This is a genomic window from Flavobacterium sp. PL11 (assembly GCF_035985025.1).
In the GTDB taxonomy this organism is placed as follows: domain Bacteria; phylum Bacteroidota; class Bacteroidia; order Flavobacteriales; family Flavobacteriaceae; genus Flavobacterium.
The window spans coordinates 68,891-84,284 of record NZ_JAXCIA010000020.1; the positions used below are offsets into that span (position 1 = coordinate 68,891).

Annotated in this window: 12 protein-coding genes and 1 pseudogene; 11 read left to right on the plus strand and 2 right to left on the minus strand. The window is 32.1% G+C overall.

Translation table 11 applies throughout. From position 1 onward, the window contains the following. The first annotated feature begins 395 nt into the window (after positions 1–395). Both RCH18_RS11470 and RCH18_RS11475 read left to right on the plus strand, forming a co-directional pair. Entirely contained in the window at positions 396–593 is a 198-nt protein-coding gene (locus RCH18_RS11470; protein ID WP_326936896.1) for a hypothetical protein, read from the plus strand. Positions 594–611: 18 nt separating this feature from the next. Continuing rightward, positions 612–1,178: pseudogene (locus RCH18_RS11475) on the plus strand (IS3 family transposase); the annotation flags it as partial. 416 nt (positions 1,179–1,594) lie between these two features. Here RCH18_RS11475 and RCH18_RS11480 read toward each other — a convergent pair. Then, complete coding sequence (locus tag RCH18_RS11480) at positions 1,595–2,044, minus strand: hypothetical protein (protein WP_326936897.1); 450 nt, start codon at positions 2,042–2,044, stop codon at positions 1,595–1,597. A gap of 609 nt (positions 2,045–2,653) precedes the next feature. Between RCH18_RS11480 and RCH18_RS11485 the strand changes: the two genes are divergently transcribed. From RCH18_RS11485 to RCH18_RS11495, 3 genes are all read left to right on the plus strand, one after another. Then, positions 2,654–4,801: a catalase gene (locus RCH18_RS11485; RefSeq protein WP_326936898.1), complete on the plus strand. Its 2,148-nt coding sequence runs from the start codon at positions 2,654–2,656 to the stop codon at positions 4,799–4,801. 4 nt (positions 4,802–4,805) lie between these two features. Next, a complete protein-coding gene (locus RCH18_RS11490) occupies positions 4,806–5,381 on the plus strand; it encodes a YciE/YciF ferroxidase family protein (protein ID WP_326936899.1) in 576 nt (191 codons plus the stop codon). Positions 5,382–6,434: 1,053 nt separating this feature from the next. After that, positions 6,435–7,904: a glycoside hydrolase family 130 protein gene (locus tag RCH18_RS11495; protein WP_326936900.1), complete on the plus strand. Its 1,470-nt coding sequence runs from the start codon at positions 6,435–6,437 to the stop codon at positions 7,902–7,904. Positions 7,905–8,028: 124 nt separating this feature from the next. On the opposite strand, the gene RCH18_RS11500 is transcribed toward RCH18_RS11495, so the two are convergent. Further along, a complete protein-coding gene (locus RCH18_RS11500; RefSeq protein WP_326936901.1) occupies positions 8,029–9,999 on the minus strand; it encodes a glycoside hydrolase family 20 protein in 1,971 nt (656 codons plus the stop codon). A gap of 183 nt (positions 10,000–10,182) precedes the next feature. Here RCH18_RS11500 and RCH18_RS11505 point away from each other — a divergent pair, with 183 nt between their 5' ends. The 6 genes from RCH18_RS11505 (at position 10,183) to RCH18_RS11530 (ending at position 15,044) form a co-directional block, all read left to right on the plus strand. After that, positions 10,183–10,794, plus strand: coding sequence for a TetR/AcrR family transcriptional regulator (locus tag RCH18_RS11505; RefSeq protein ID WP_326936902.1), 612 nt, complete (start codon positions 10,183–10,185; stop codon positions 10,792–10,794). 3 nt (positions 10,795–10,797) lie between these two features. Next, on the plus strand, positions 10,798–12,045 hold the full coding sequence (locus RCH18_RS11510; RefSeq protein ID WP_326936903.1) for a TolC family protein: 1,248 nt from the start codon (positions 10,798–10,800) through the stop codon (positions 12,043–12,045). A 23-nt stretch (positions 12,046–12,068) separates the two neighbouring features. Further along, entirely contained in the window at positions 12,069–12,947 is an 879-nt protein-coding gene (locus RCH18_RS11515) for an HlyD family secretion protein (RefSeq protein WP_326936904.1), read from the plus strand. Positions 12,948–12,980: 33 nt separating this feature from the next. Further along, the gene (locus RCH18_RS11520) at positions 12,981–13,346 is read left to right on the plus strand and encodes a hypothetical protein (protein WP_326936905.1); all 366 of its coding nucleotides are present in this window, start codon (positions 12,981–12,983) and stop codon (positions 13,344–13,346) included. Then, positions 13,346–14,242 (plus strand): ABC transporter ATP-binding protein, encoded by an 897-nt coding sequence (locus RCH18_RS11525; RefSeq protein ID WP_326936906.1) that lies wholly within the window; start codon positions 13,346–13,348, stop codon positions 14,240–14,242. The genes RCH18_RS11520 and RCH18_RS11525 overlap by 1 nt, the downstream gene beginning before the upstream one ends. 67 nt (positions 14,243–14,309) lie before the next feature. Further along, on the plus strand, positions 14,310–15,044 hold the full coding sequence (locus RCH18_RS11530; RefSeq protein ID WP_326936907.1) for an ABC transporter ATP-binding protein: 735 nt from the start codon (positions 14,310–14,312) through the stop codon (positions 15,042–15,044). The last annotated feature ends 350 nt before the right edge of the window (positions 15,045–15,394 follow it).

The window sequence follows — 15,394 nt, forward strand, 5'->3', positions numbered from 1 at the left end:
CTCCAATGGTATGCTGCTCCCCAAAAACGTACAACTTTTTGATTAAATTTAAGATAGGATTAAAAACCTTAAATTAGCAGAATTATGTCAAAAACAAAAAGAGTATTTGGAAAAGATTTTAAAGTAAAAGTTGTTTTAGAAACATTAAGAGAGAAAGAAACATTGGAGGTTTTAGCCAAGACCCGAGCCTAAAGGGCGAACTGGCGAAGTAAATATGAGCTTTTATCTACCCAGATTTCGTCGTGGAAAGCCGAGGCAATTAAGAAGATATCGGTAGTTTTTAATCAAGAGAAAGAAATTGCAAAAAAAGAAGAAATTCCGACCGAAAAGCTTTTTGCAAGAATTGGACAACTGACTTTAGAGAATGATTTTCTAAAAAAAATGAGTTAATACCGATGGATGAAAGACAGAAAATGGTTGATTCAAAAGAAAAGTTGAGTCAATCAAAACAGTGTATATTACTGAAGGTCAATCGTAATTTTATTTATTCTTCATCAAAAGGTAAAAATGATGAAAACATCATAATTATGGATTTATTGAAAAAGCAATACATTGTAATGGCTTTTTATGGTTATCGTAAAATGACGGTTTAGTTTGAAAAACATGATTTTAAGATCAATGAAAAACGTGTTAGACGCTTAATGAAATTAGTAAATTGGCAGACAATCTACAGAGAACCACGCAGCACAATTGCTGTAAAAGAACATAAAAAGTACCCCTATTTGCTCAAAGGCCTGGAGATAACAAAAAGGAACCAAGTTTGGGCTACCGACATTACATATATTCCTATGAATAAAGGATTTATGTATTTATGTGCCATAATCGACTTGCGGACACGGTATGTTTTAAGCTGGGATGTCAGCAACACCATGACAGCTGAATGGTGTACAGGAGTGCTTCAAGAAGCTATTGACAAACACGGTAAACCAGAAATATTTAACACCGATCAAGGAAGTCAAAATACCAGTGAAGCTCATACTAAACTATTGATTGATAATGATATAAAAATATCGATGGATGGAAAAGGGCGTGCAATTGACAATATTTTTATTGAAAGATTATGGCGCAGTGTAAAATATGAAAACGTATATTTACAAGCCTACGGTAACACTCTGGAACTGTATAAAGGACTGAAAGAATATTTTAGGTTTTACAATGACGAGCGTTTTACTCATTGAGTTTATTTAAATTTTGGTTTTCGTGATGTGCTTCGCAGTTCATCAATTATTAGATTATCAAACACCAAGTGAAATGTATAACAAATTAGAAGTGGCATAAAATCGAATAACTTTTTTGGCCAATGGCTTCGCCGACCAAAAGTTATTTCCGATTTTAGCCGAGAAACAGAAAATTAAAACTTAAAAAACTATATTAAGTTTTTGAAAAAGTTGCACTGGGAATAGGTCGCAGTATAATAAAAAAGTCTGAACACTTAAACAAGTTCAGGCTTTTTTATAAAGTTATATTTTAATTGACAAATACAGTTTGTTGTTATATCTATAACTATCAATAAATTATCTAAATACTGCAATTTTTAACGCAATAAATTTGTAAGACAAACTATTCTTCTCTAAGAATTTATAATGTTTACCAACTATAATTTAGTAGAATTATATTTTTCTAAAATTTGAAGTAACATTGCTGTGGTTAGTGCTCCAGCTAAATAATAAGCTGTAGTTAATAGTTTTGTATTTGGGCTCTTAGCTACCGGTTCATCTTCTAAGCCTAATTTGGAAGGAAGATTTACAGCTCCTAGTCCTGCTACTATACCAGCGGATGCTGCTTTTGTCCATAATGCGCTTCCTTCTCCAGAAATTAAACTGAAATAGGTAGTATTACTCAATAGATCACCCACCAAACTTGCTCCATAAAGGGTGTCTTGATCGCTTATCTCAACACCAAAAAATGCAGCTGTTTTTTGAACGGCCTCCTCTCCTACAAGCTCAATACGAGGCATATCTCCACTAACATTTTTGAGCGTTTCATTTAAAATCGTTAATACAATTGCCCCACCTAACCCAGCTAATAAATTATTACTATTCATGATGATTAATGTTTTAAAATAAATTAAAAATATAAATTTATTGTATTAATTTATTTATCCTAATATGTAGTAAAAAATATTTTTTTACTAACCAATAAATCAATGATAATGATAAATTTTTACAATTATTTACACACTAAATAATTTTTAAAAAGCAACTTTAAAATTATAGCCTTAGCCCTTTTTAGAATTATTGATGTTGCATAAAATTACTTACATTTTTACAAATAAATATTATACAATTAATTATAGTTTTTATACAATTATTAAAATTGAGGATAGCAGTTGACGGGATAGTTTTACATGGCTTTAATATTATTATTGATGACTATTTTTTATCTAAAAGTAAAATATAGATCTAATATCGATGTCTAAAATTAAAATCCTTTCAAGATAAAAGTTAAAAATTATCTGACAACTACATGATTTTTTTATAAACAATTGCATGTAACGTAAAATTATATAAGTCCTACGCTGAATTTTATAATTTGATTTATTTTTTCATGTTTAGTTTTGACTGCATATACAATATAAAAGTATTGAATTTGACTTCTAGTTTTTAAAACTAGTAATATTAATACAATATTTTAAAAAATAATAGCAATATATATGAAAAATTTACAAGATGATAAACAAAGGGATTTGCTAAAGAATAAATCTGATGGCATCAACAAATTTTTGACTACTAATCAAGGGTTAAAAATTAATGATGATAATAACTCCTTAAAAGCCGGTGAACGCGGACCTACATTACTAGAGGATTTTATTCTTCGTGAAAAAATTACTCATTTTGATCATGAAAGAATACCTGAAAGGATTGTTCATGCACGAGGGTCTGGTGCTCATGGATTTTTTGAAGTTACCAATCCTATACCAGAATTAACGAAAGCGGGTTTTTTACAAACGATGGGACTTAAGACACCCGTATTTACAAGATTTTCTGTAGTGACAGGGTCTCGTGGTTCTACTGATCTTGCTAGAGATGTGCGTGGCTTTGCAGTCAAATTTTATACGCAAGAAGGAATACATGATTTTGTTGGTAATAATATGCCAGTGTTTTTTATTCAGGATGCTAACAAATTTCCAGACCTAGTACATGCCGTTAAACCTGAACCTCACAATGAAATCCCTCAAGCAGCTTCAGCGCACGATACTTTTTGGGATTTTGTTTCATTGATGCCAGAATCAATGCATAATGTATTGTGGCTTATGTCTGATCGAGCAATTCCAAGAAGTTACCGAATGATGGAAGGATTTGGTATCCATACTTTTAGATTAATCAATGAAGCCAATGAATCAGTTTTTGTTAAATTTCATTGGAAACCAAAATTAGGAACTCATGCTGTGGTATGGGACGAAGCTCAAAAAATATCTGGAAAAAATTCTGATTTTCATCGTCAAGATTTATGGGACGCTATAGAAATGGGTAATTTTCCTGAATGGGAATTGGGAATACAAATTATCCCAGCTGCAGACGAACACAAGTATGAATTTGATCTTCTCGATCCTACCAAACTAGTGCCTGAGGAATTAGTGCCTGTAACTATAATTGGTAGAATGGTATTAAACAAAAATCCAGATAATTTCTTTGCCGAAACAGAACAAATTGCATTTCATCCTGGACACATGGTGCCAGGAATCGATTTTAGTAACGATCCATTATTACAAGGTCGATTATTCTCTTATACCGATACGCAATTATCAAGATTAGGAAGTCCTAATTTTCATGAAATACCAATAAATAGAAGTATAGCTCCCGTTCACAATAATCAGCGTGAGGGGCACATGCGCCAAGAAATTAACAAAGGTCGTGTAAGTTACCATCCAAATTCTCTTGGATCTGGCTGTCCTTTTCAAACTAAAATTAGTGAAGGAGGCTTTTCTAGTTTTAATGAGCGAATTGATGCGCACAAAATTCGGGGACGTAGTAAAAGTTTTAATGACCATTTTGGTCAATCTAAGCTGTTTTTTAATAGTCAGACTCCAGCAGAAAAAAGTCATATCGTTAAAGCGTTACGTTTTGAACTAGGCAAAGTGGAAACTACCACTATTAGAGTTCGAATGTTAGGTCTTTTATCACAAGTAGATATGCAGTTAGCTGAACAAGTTGCCAAAGGATTAGGAGCCACTGTACCTCCTATTCTCGAAAAACCAATAAATCATGGAGTGTCACCAGAAAATGAAATGGGTGATCAAGAATCACAAACAGTAAAACAGTTAGTGAGCTCATCTGATGCATTGACAATGATTAAAAATCCCATCAATTCCAGCACAATTGCAACACGTCGAGTTGGAATAATTTGCGCTGAAGGCGTCTCCGAAACGAGTGTATTAAATATGAAAGAAGCGCTTATAAAACATGATGCTAAAGGTTTTATAATAGCCCCTCATTTAGGAAATTTGCAAACAAAAGAAAATGGTGCAATAGCAATCGATTTTAGTTTTCTCACTACCTCATCAGTTCTTTTCGACGCTATTTACATTCCACATACTACAAATGTTACAAGCCTTATCGAAAACGAAGATGTGCAGGAATTTTTGAATGATGCTTATAAACATTGTAAAGTTATTGCCGCTGATGGTGAAGCAAAAAAAGTGATACAAGCAGTATCTCTTTCTTCTAAAATTAAAGAGGATGACAAAGGTATTATTATAAGCGATAATGCAGCGTCTTCGGAGTTTATTGAACAATTTATAGAAGCTATGGGCAAACACCGTTTCTGGGATCGTGAAGAAAATTTATACAATAAAAAATAATGATATGAAAAATTCAGATAAAATGAAAGACAATAAAATTTCACACAAAAGTAAAGGAGAAGATTTAGTTGTTCAACCAAAAAATGATGCGGCGTCAGAATTAAAAGATTTATTTATTGATAGTCTAAAGGATATCTATTGGGCTGAAAATGCATTGATTGGTGTCTTACCAAAAATGGTAGCTAATGCTACTGCTCCTAGTCTTCAATCAGCTATTAATGAACATTTAAAAGTAACTAAAATTCAAATTACACGTTTAGAGGATGTTTTTAATTTTTTAGGTGAAAAGGCAGAAGGAAAAAAATGTGAAGCGATGGCAGGATTAATTAAGGAAGGAGACAGTATACTAGAGGAAACTCAACCAGGTGCGGTGCGAGACGCTGGAATTATTGCTGCCTCGCAAAAGATTGAACATTATGAAATAGCTACTTATGGTACATTAGTAGCATTTGCAAAGACTTTAGGTGAAAATGATATTGCGAAATTATTATCAAAAAATTTGGCTGAAGAAAAAGAAGCTGATTGTGTTTTAAATGATGTTGCTTTAAATTCAGTTAATATTAAAGCTGTCAGAGATTAAGCAAAAGAATTATTTATTGTGTCGTTTTGTCTCGCTGAGCAAAGTCGAAGCGTTTGCACTTGTAAACCTTCGAATCCGCTTAGGATTAAAAAAATAAGAATTTAGAATAACTTTGGATACAACAAACCTCCGAATTTTCAATATAAAAGTGCGGCAATAACTTGTTTCTATAACTTAGTTAATTTATTTTAGCAGAGATTAGTAAGGTTCACTTACATCTATTACTAATGTTAATATTGCAGTTTTGAAATAAATAAAGATTGCATTTTTAGTTATTTCAAATTGTTGAGCGTTTGGATTACAGTAAAAAGAATATTTACCCGAATAGGCAAAAGCAATTTATGATATTGATTTTGCCCATATTGATAAAAAACCATCTTAAATAAAAAATATATTTCTGTAAATTAATCTTCTAAATAATGAATTAATCATTTATTTTTTATGTCTGCATCCTAATTTTAAGCTTACAAAATTTAAAACTCAACCCTTGATTAAATATTTTTAATTTTAAAGCTATATTTATTAAGTTTTTGATGATTAGTTATTTAATTAATGATATTACACTGAAATTTCACAAAAATAAATATGTATTAATAAGCTATCTTGCGCAATTAAAGTAAAAAGATAAGGCAGACATTTAATAAATAACTATTTAATGTTAATTCTTAGAATATTTTTGAGATGAAAATTCAATTAATTTTAATTGATTTTGTATTTAATCGTGAAGATTATCAGTGAAAGATACCTCATTTTAATTTTATAATTTTCCAACTCTACCACTCAATAGCCATATAATATTTAAATCTATTCTATATATGGATTAATCATAGTTGAACTTAAGATCTGTTCGACTTTCGATTAATTTTTTTATTTGTAAATTTGAGAAATTTGGATTTATGAGTAGCGTCATATCAATCAAATTAATATTCATACCAATACCTGTCTATTTGATTTCAATATTTATATTTTAACTCAAATTTGAGAATTTCAATAAATTGCAGAACTATATTTTAATAAAGTAGTTTTCACTTTATATAATCTAAAATCAAAACTATGCGCGTTCCTGTAACAAGAAAAAATATAACATTCCTTCCCGATTCTAAAAGAGTGATTACCCGATATTTTATGAATGGTGATCACCGCACTCAAATAATGGTTCATCATATTATGAAATTAAATGAGAAGCAAGTTCGAAACACATTAGAAAACACGTTAAGAGAATTTGCAAGAAGACATCGAAATATATCTAATACATTTCTTTCTCACTGCGAAAAGATAAGAGGACTAATTGAAGGAATGGAAATCAATTATGATACGTTATCGCAGGAACGCAAAATGCTTATCGGTTCTTATTGTACAATGGAGTATTCCATAGAATCCGCAGCTTTTTTTAACCCATCAATAATTGAAGACTTTGATCAATCGGATCTTGAAGAAGGAGAAAAGCGAGTTATAATCTCATTCCGTGCAACGGGAGAAGGTCATATTTCATCCATCGTTTTTCGAAGAGGGATCTTAGATAGGGATAATAATCTTCGTATAATGAAAATTGGTAACAATATCGATAAAGCAGAAATTGAACATAAATCTTTATATAATAAACGTCGATTTTTGATGAAACTGCATGAGATGCGTATTCCTGATAAGTATGTTACAGATATTACTAGCGAATTAGCTGATGAATTTGAATATGGCTTTTTAAAAAATTTATTATTAAAAGCATTAAAAGATCCTTCCATTGGACAAGAAAGACGATCAGCATTAGAAGAAATAATTTGGTTGTCAAATTCTTATTATGACTTGATCTTTAAGCATGATTCAGATATAACAGAAAGAGTGATATTTCCTATTTCCGATTCCGAAAGTCGCGGAATTGAAGATGCTCGATTTGTCCGTTTTATCGATGATGATAATTCTGAAAAAGTAATGGCAACTTATACCGCGTATAATGGTCACGTGATTCTTCCAAAACTTATTGCAACAGATGATTTTTACACCTTTCGCGTTATGCCACTTTATGGAAATGGAGCTCAAAACAAAAATTTAGCTTTATTTCCACGAAAAATTAAAGGCAAATATGCCATGCTTTCTAGAATTGACGGCGTTAATAATTATTTAATGTATTCTAATAGAGCCACCCAATGGAATAATCCTATCATGATTCAAGAACCTAAGTTTACTTGGGAATTTACGCAAATTGGTAATTGTGGCTCACCACTTTGGACTACTGAAGGTTGGTTAATAATCACGCACGGTGTAGGTGCTATGCGACGTTACTGCATCGGTGCTTCGCTTTTTGATTTAGACGATCCTTCAAAAGAAATAGGAAGATTAAAAGAACCATTACTTTCTCCACAGGAGGATGAAAGAGAAGGTTATGTTCCTAATGTTGTGTATTCATGTGGTAGTATTATTCACAATAATAGTTTAATTCTTCCCTATGCTGTTTCTGATTATTCTTCTACTTATGTAGTTGTAGATTTATTAGAACTAATAACCGCTTTAAAGAAAAGTAAATTATAAAATGCTTTTTTAGAAACAATATGCAAGTTTAAGTTTAGAACTTTTAGGAAAATTAATACTCAAACTTGCATATAAAATCTACAAAACTATAATATCATTTTTTTATTTAGCAATCAGTAAAGCGTTACTCTATTTTAACTTCTTTAATTACAGGCCAAGAGGTATGCTGTTTTGTAGCTTCAATTCGAATTGCTCGAATGGTTTTACCTTCCAAATTGGCCTCAGCCATACCATCATCAGTGAAAGAAGCCACTTTTTTAAATGTTTCACCATCCTCTGAAACTAATAAATCCGCATACTGAATGTAATCTTTACTATCGCCTGTGATCACTGAAACTTTATTGGTTTGGATAGGTTCGCCCAATTGAATTTGGTACCAATCTCCCACACCAATACTTCTATTTCCCCAATAAAATGTATTTGATTTGCCATCAAAAATATATTCAACATGGTAATTTCCATGATTTTGTAAGTTAGTAGTTAGATATGCATGTCTTACTAAAGCTGGTTTTTCTTTTTTAGGGATAAACTCTGATTCAGCAATAGCATCGTCTACATAATAATTGATCCCTAGCGCTTTCATCATATCGTAACTTTGATTCAATCTACCTAAATAAGAATCCCAATTTCTACTTTCTTTAGGAGACCACAATACTTCTGCAAGAGCGGTAATTCGTGGATAAAGCATTTCTTCTAATCTATCTTGAGTGGCTACACGCTCTGTCCATAAACATGCTTGACCGCCTAAAACCAGATTATTTTTATTTAGTACCTCCATTTCACTTGAAATAGGATCCCATTCATATACTTTACGAGTTGCATTTCCTGCGTAACCCCAATCAAAATAGCAGCCGTGTTGAGGTGCCATAATTACAGGAACATTGCGCTCTAAAGCTTCAGCAGCTTGCTTAAAGCCATAATCACGCCAAGCCATTACAATATCTTCTGGCGAAGCGGCGTGTCGTTCATTTATCTCGTCCCAACCCACCATAGTTTTGCCTTGTTTTTTAACTATTTCTGCCATTTTAATTGTGAAATAATCTTGCAATTCTCCCCAATTGTTAAGCTTCTGATCCTGATATAATTTTTGACATTTAGTACATTTTTCCCAAATATTTGTGGGAACCTCATCCCCTCCCAAATGGATTTTTTGAGAAGGAAAAATAGCAACTAATTCCTGAATCACCTTTTCTGCAAAGGTGTATACGTCAGGATTTCCTAGGCAAACCATGTTGATATGACCGCGCTTACGATCTTTCATAGGCATTTCCTCTGGAAAAACTTCAAATTCTCCACCGGTGCAAGACAATTCTGGATATGCTGCAAGAATACCTATTGCATGACCAGGTAAATCAATTTCTGGAATTACCTCAATATTATGTTTTCCTGCAAATGCTACTACCTGCTTTAAGTCCTCTTGAGTATAAAATTTATTGGATAATTCTGGATAATCTTTGTAATAAGTACCTGCCGACGTAAGTTTAGGATACCCTTTAATTTCAATTCTCCACGCGTTATTATCAGTAAGATGTAAATGCAATTTATTCAGTTTAAAAAAAGACATTTGGGTAATGGTCTGTTTCAATTCATCTACAGTCCAAAAATGTCTGCTGCAATCAATCATTAAACCGCGGTAATTAAATCGGGGTTGATCCTCAATTTTTAAATGTGTTATGGTGTTATTTTTAGCTTGCCATACAATTTGTTTCCACGTTTGTAAAGCGTTAAATGCTCCGCCATAATCTGAAGCTTCGATAGAAACACCATTATCATTTATATCTAATTTGTAGGATTCCATACCTAAATTGGATACTTTTTTTATAATTATCGCAGTGTTTTTAGATTTTGCAACAATTCTAATTGCAATCAAATTATTTTTTTTATTAAAATCGATAATTTGCTCCCCTAAATCGCGCCAGTCATTTGGTAATTCTAATTCCTTTAAAGCTGTTATATTAAGCTTTTTTTGCACAGTAGTTACGAATTTCGGCTGCGGAATTATAGCTAATTCAGTATTGGTTTTTATTGACCCCTTTTGACTAAAACCATACATCGTAGTCAATAAAAACAAGCAAATTAGTAATACTTTTTTCATAAGGGAAAATTTAATTTTGAGATCAACCATATCTTCATTTCACAATTGCCAAATATAACTCGCTTTTTTAGAATTAAACTTGAATACAATCATCAATTTAAAAAATAATGAAATAAATAATCTTTGAAGCTATTTTTAATATATCTTTGTTAACCGAATGGTTAAACTATATAATTAAATCAAATGGATAAGATAAAATTAGAAAATACAGAAATAGAAATACTAAACGCGGCAAAAGCAGTTTTTCAGCAAAAAGGAATGGATGGTACTAGAATGCAAGAAATTGCGGATAAGGCTAAAATAAACAAAGCCTTACTTCATTATTATTTCCGAAGTAAACAACTACTATTTGAGGCAGTATTTTCGAGTGCATTTTCTCTACTTGCACCACAATTGAACACTATTCTAAATGACGAAAGTGATCTCTTTGATAAAATTATAAAATTTACGGATAATTACATCTCTTTTGTCATCGAGCATCCCTACTTGCCCAATTTTGTAATTCAGGAGCTAAATAGAAATCCAGAATTTATAAACAAACTACGCGCAAAAGAAAGTTTCCCAACCATAGATAAATTCAAATTACAGGTTACAATTGCAATCAAAACGGGAACCATTAAACCTATAACAGCTGAACAATTATTTATCAATATTATGTCTTTGAATGTATTCCCTTTCATCGCTGAGCCGCTACTGATGGCTCTAACGAACACAGATAAAGAAAATTACAATCAATTACTACAAAATCGCAAAACTGAAGTTTCCTCTTTTATTATCAATAGTATTAAAATGTAGAAAATGAAAAATAATTTCATCTTATTGTATCTAATCTTCATTCCCATGATTTCAAATGCACAACAAAATTTGACATTAAAAGAGTGTTACAATTTAGTTACTAAAAACTATCCACTGGCCAAACAAAATCAGTTACTACAATCAAAATCAGATAATGAAATTGAATCACTTAATAAAGGTAAATTACCAAAAATTGATCTCAATGCACAAGCAACCTATCAGTCAGACGTAATAGGATTTCCTGCAGCCATCCCGGGAACTTCTCCCATAAATAAAGATCAGTACAGAGCAACTATAGATCTAAATCAGCTAATTTATAATGGTGGAATGATTGCGGCTAATGCCAAATTAAAACAAGCACAAACCAAAACACAGCAGCAGCAAGTTGAAGTTTCACTGTATCAATTAAAAAGCAGAATCAATCAACATTACTTTGCTATTTTATTATTACAAGAAAAGAAATCCTTACTGGTATCTAAAAATAAATTGCTTTTGTCTAAAGTAAAAGAAGTACAATCAGGAGTGAAATTTGGTGCTATTCTTCCCGCTTCCGAATTGATTTTGGAAGCTGAAATATTAAAAATCAAACAGCAGATCACCGAAATACAATTCGAAAATACAAAAATGATACAAAACTTATCGGAACTCACATTTACAGAATTCGAATCAGATATAGTAGTTGTCCAGCCTCAATTTGTTAATCAAAGCATTAATGTGCGACCCGAAATTGCTTTTTACGATTTACAAAATCAACAGATAGAATTGACTAAAAACACGCTAGCTAAATCTATACTTCCTAAAATAAATGCTTTTGGTCAAGGAGGATACGGAAATCCTGGATTAAATATGTTAGATAATTCTTTTCAGCCCTTTTTTGTTGTAGGTGTAAAAGCCAATTGGAATATACTTGATTGGGGCAAAAATAAAACAGATCAAAAAGTTTTAGACATTTCAAAAGCTATTATTGGTACAGAAAAAGAAACATTTGAATTGAACAATAAGATGCAGTTGCAAGAAATGGAAAGCGATATTAATAAGACAGAACAACTTTTACAAACTGATGCCGAAGTAATCGTTATTAGAGAGAAAATCGCTGCCTCAGCTAATGCTCAAATGAAAAATGGAGTCATTACAACTTCTGAATATCTTGTAGAAGTGACTAACTTATTCGAAGCAAAAAATAGTCTAAAAACACATGAAGTACAATTGGCAGCAGCCAAAGCAAATTTGGAAATAATAAAAGGAAAATAACAAGTATCCGAAAAGATCATATTATGAAAAAAATAAACATAGCAATTTTAACACTTATAGGATTAACTTCCTGCAATAAAAATAATGAGAAAGCAGATGGTTACGGAAATTTTGAGGCAACAGAAATTACAATTTCCGCTGAATCTAATGGCAAAATTGAATTCTTAAAAGTAGAGGAAGGCGACTTATTAAAATCACAAATCCAAGTTGGTTTAGTTGATACGCTCCAATTGTACTTGACAAAACAGCAATTGATTGCTTCAAAAGGTAGTATTTCATCTAAATCAGCAAATATTTTATCCCAAAAAAGTGTTTTAGCAGAACAGCTAAAAACGGCTCAACTCGAGAAAAATAGAATTAGCAGTATGTATGCCGAAAACGCAGCAACTAAAAGACAAGTCGATGAAATTGATGGAAAAGTCAAAGTTATCGAAGCACAAATAAAAAGCGTAGGCACACAAAATGCTCCTATTTTAAGCGATTTAAAATCGATCGATGCGCAAATTGACAAAATAAACGATCAAATTAAGAAAAGTACAATTATTAACCCTATTACAGGAACGATTCTTACTAAGTATGCAGAGCCAGGAGAAATAACTGCTTTTGGCAAACCATTATATAAAATCGCCAATATTTCAGAAATGACTTTAAGAGTTTTTGTGAGCGAAACTCAGCTACCTCAGCTAAAAATTGGTCAAGAAGTAACGATAAAGATTGATGGTGTAAAGGAAATGAAGTCCTATAAAGGAACTATTTCATCGATCGCAACACAAGCAGAATTCACACCAAAAATCATCCAAACCAAAGAAGAAAGAGTCAATCTAGTTTATGCTGTAAAAATAAAAGTTATAAATGACGGCGGTTTGAAAATAGGAATGCCAGCAGAAATGTGGATCAAGTAAAACGCAATAAATCTAAAATTAAAATCTATTATAATGAAAAAAACAATCTTATTCCTTACCATTTTAACTTTAATAAGCTGTAAATCGGTTCCATTACAAGCCATAAAAACGATGAATTTGCAAGATTTGCACACGGAACAAAAAGAGGTTCAAACAGCACTTTTATTTGCGCCATCTGAGAACAAAGTTGTATCACTACAAATTGCTAAAGGAAAACAATTATCTGAGCATATCACTAAAGTGCCTGCCTTATTAGTTTGTGTATCTGGAACTGGAAGTTACGGCGATGAAAGAGGAAGAAAATTAAATCTAAAATCAGGCGATTATGTAAAAATTGAACCCTATATAAAGCATTGGGTAGATGCGTTTGAAACTAGTAATTTTTTATTGATTAAATAATGAGTATCAAAGTCCAAAACATATCAAAATCCTATAAGACGGCAAAAGCGGTTAAAAATGTTTCATTTGAAGTGAATAAAGGCGAACTTTTTGGTCTAATAGGACCTGATGGTGCTGGAAAAACAACACTTTTTCGAATTTTAACAACTTTATTAATTGCTAATGAAGGTAGTGCCTCCGTGATGGGTTTTGATGTTGTAAAGGATTATAAAGCTATTCGGAACTCTGTAGGATATATGCCTGCAAAATTTTCGTTGTACCAGGATTTGACTGTCGAAGAAAACCTTACTTTTTTTGCAACCATATTTGGCACAACAATCGAAGCAAACTACGATTTAATAAAGGATATATACATTCAAATAGAACCTTTTAAAAATCGTCGCGCTGGCGCATTGTCAGGCGGGATGAAACAGAAATTAGCGTTGTGTTGCGCACTAATCCATGCTCCAAAAGTTTTATTTTTAGACGAGCCTACTACTGGGGTTGACCCTATTTCGAGGAAAGAATTTTGGGAAATGCTAAAACGCTTGCAGCAAAAAGACATTACCATTTTAGTTTCGACACCCTATATGGATGAGGCCTCCTTGTGCGATCGAATTGCACTGATACAACATGGCCAAATCCTAAAAATAGATTCTCCTGAGAATATTATTAAAAATTACAATAAAATAATTTATGACGTTGCCACAAAAGATACTCACTCCTTAATTCATGATTTAAAAAATTATCCAAGTCAGTATAGTGTTTACGCATTTGGGGAATACCTTCATTATATTGATAGAGAAAGCGATTTTCATACTAAGGATTTAGAAAAATACCTTCAAGATAAAAAGCATATAAACATCGAGATTAAACAGGCACAAATCACTATCGAAGATGTTTTCATGGATTTATAATTTTCAGTCATGAAAATAAAATAAGCAGAGAGAATTATTTTAAATTAGAACACTTTTTAAACTAAAAATGGAAAAAGAAAAAATAATAACTGTAAAAAATTTAACTAAAAAATTCGGTGACTTTGCGGCTGTAGATAATATATCTTTTGACGTTTATAAGGGAGAAATATTTGGTTTTTTAGGTGCAAATGGTGCAGGAAAAACAACTGCAATGAAAATGCTTATAGGGATTTCAAATCCAACAGCTGGTGACGCAACTGTAGCTGGATTTGATTTACATACTCAATCAGAGATCGTTAAAAAAAATATTGGTTACATGAGTCAAAAGTTCTCAATGTACGATGATTTAACAGTAAAAGAAAATATCATTTTTTTCGGAGGGATATACGGTTTGTCAAGAGCCAAAATAAAAACAAAAATAGCCTCGCTTGTCAAAGAATTGCAAATAGAAGACATCATCAACAGCTTAGTAGGCTCATTGCCATTAGGCTGGAAACAAAAACTATCTTTTTCTGTGGCTTTATTACACGATCCTCAAATTGTTTTTCTCGATGAACCTACGGGTGGCGTTGACCCTATAACCAGAAGACAATTTTGGGAAATGATCTACACTCAAGCTTATAAAGGGACGACTATTTTTGTAACCACGCACTATATGGACGAAGCCGAATATTGCGATCGAGTTTCGATAATGGTTGCCGGTAAAATAGAAGCGTTAGACACTCCAAAAAAACTAAAAGAACAATTTAAAGTAGAATCTATGAATGAAGTGTTTTTAAAACTAGCTAGAAATATTGAATAGTGGTGTGGATTAAGGATTAAGGATTAAGGATTAAGGATTAAGGATGAAAGATGAAAGATGAAAGATGAAAGATGAAGGATGAAAGAGGAAAGAGGAAAGATGAAGGATGAAGGATGAAGGATGAAAGAGGAAAGAGGAAAGATGAAAGATGAAAGATGAAGGATGAAAGAGGAAAGATGAAAGATGAAAGATGAAAGATGAAAGAGGAAAGATGAAAGATGAAAGATGAAAGAGGAAAGAGGAAAGATGAAAGATGAAAGAGGAAAGAGGAAAGAGGAAAGAGGAAAGAGGAAAGAGGAAAGAGGAAAGAGGAAAGAGGAAAGAGGAAAGAGGAAAGAGGAAAGAGGAAA

Coding starts and splice junctions, on each gene's coding strand:
- RCH18_RS11470 (WP_326936896.1), top strand. CDS start 396: ATGGATGAAAGACAGAAAATGGTTGATTCAAAAGAAAAGTTGAGTCAA.
- RCH18_RS11495 (WP_326936900.1), top strand. CDS start 6,435: ATGCGCGTTCCTGTAACAAGAAAAAATATAACATTCCTTCCCGATTCT.
- RCH18_RS11525 (WP_326936906.1), top strand. CDS start 13,346: ATGAGTATCAAAGTCCAAAACATATCAAAATCCTATAAGACGGCAAAA.
- RCH18_RS11520 (WP_326936905.1), top strand. CDS start 12,981: ATGAAAAAAACAATCTTATTCCTTACCATTTTAACTTTAATAAGCTGT.
- RCH18_RS11505 (WP_326936902.1), top strand. CDS start 10,183: ATGGATAAGATAAAATTAGAAAATACAGAAATAGAAATACTAAACGCG.
- RCH18_RS11500 (WP_326936901.1), bottom strand. CDS start 9,999: ATGAAAAAAGTATTACTAATTTGCTTGTTTTTATTGACTACGATGTAT.
- RCH18_RS11510 (WP_326936903.1), top strand. CDS start 10,798: ATGAAAAATAATTTCATCTTATTGTATCTAATCTTCATTCCCATGATT.
- RCH18_RS11480 (WP_326936897.1), bottom strand. CDS start 2,044: ATGAATAGTAATAATTTATTAGCTGGGTTAGGTGGGGCAATTGTATTA.
- RCH18_RS11490 (WP_326936899.1), top strand. CDS start 4,806: ATGAAAAATTCAGATAAAATGAAAGACAATAAAATTTCACACAAAAGT.
- RCH18_RS11515 (WP_326936904.1), top strand. CDS start 12,069: ATGAAAAAAATAAACATAGCAATTTTAACACTTATAGGATTAACTTCC.
- RCH18_RS11485 (WP_326936898.1), top strand. CDS start 2,654: ATGAAAAATTTACAAGATGATAAACAAAGGGATTTGCTAAAGAATAAA.
- RCH18_RS11530 (WP_326936907.1), top strand. CDS start 14,310: ATGGAAAAAGAAAAAATAATAACTGTAAAAAATTTAACTAAAAAATTC.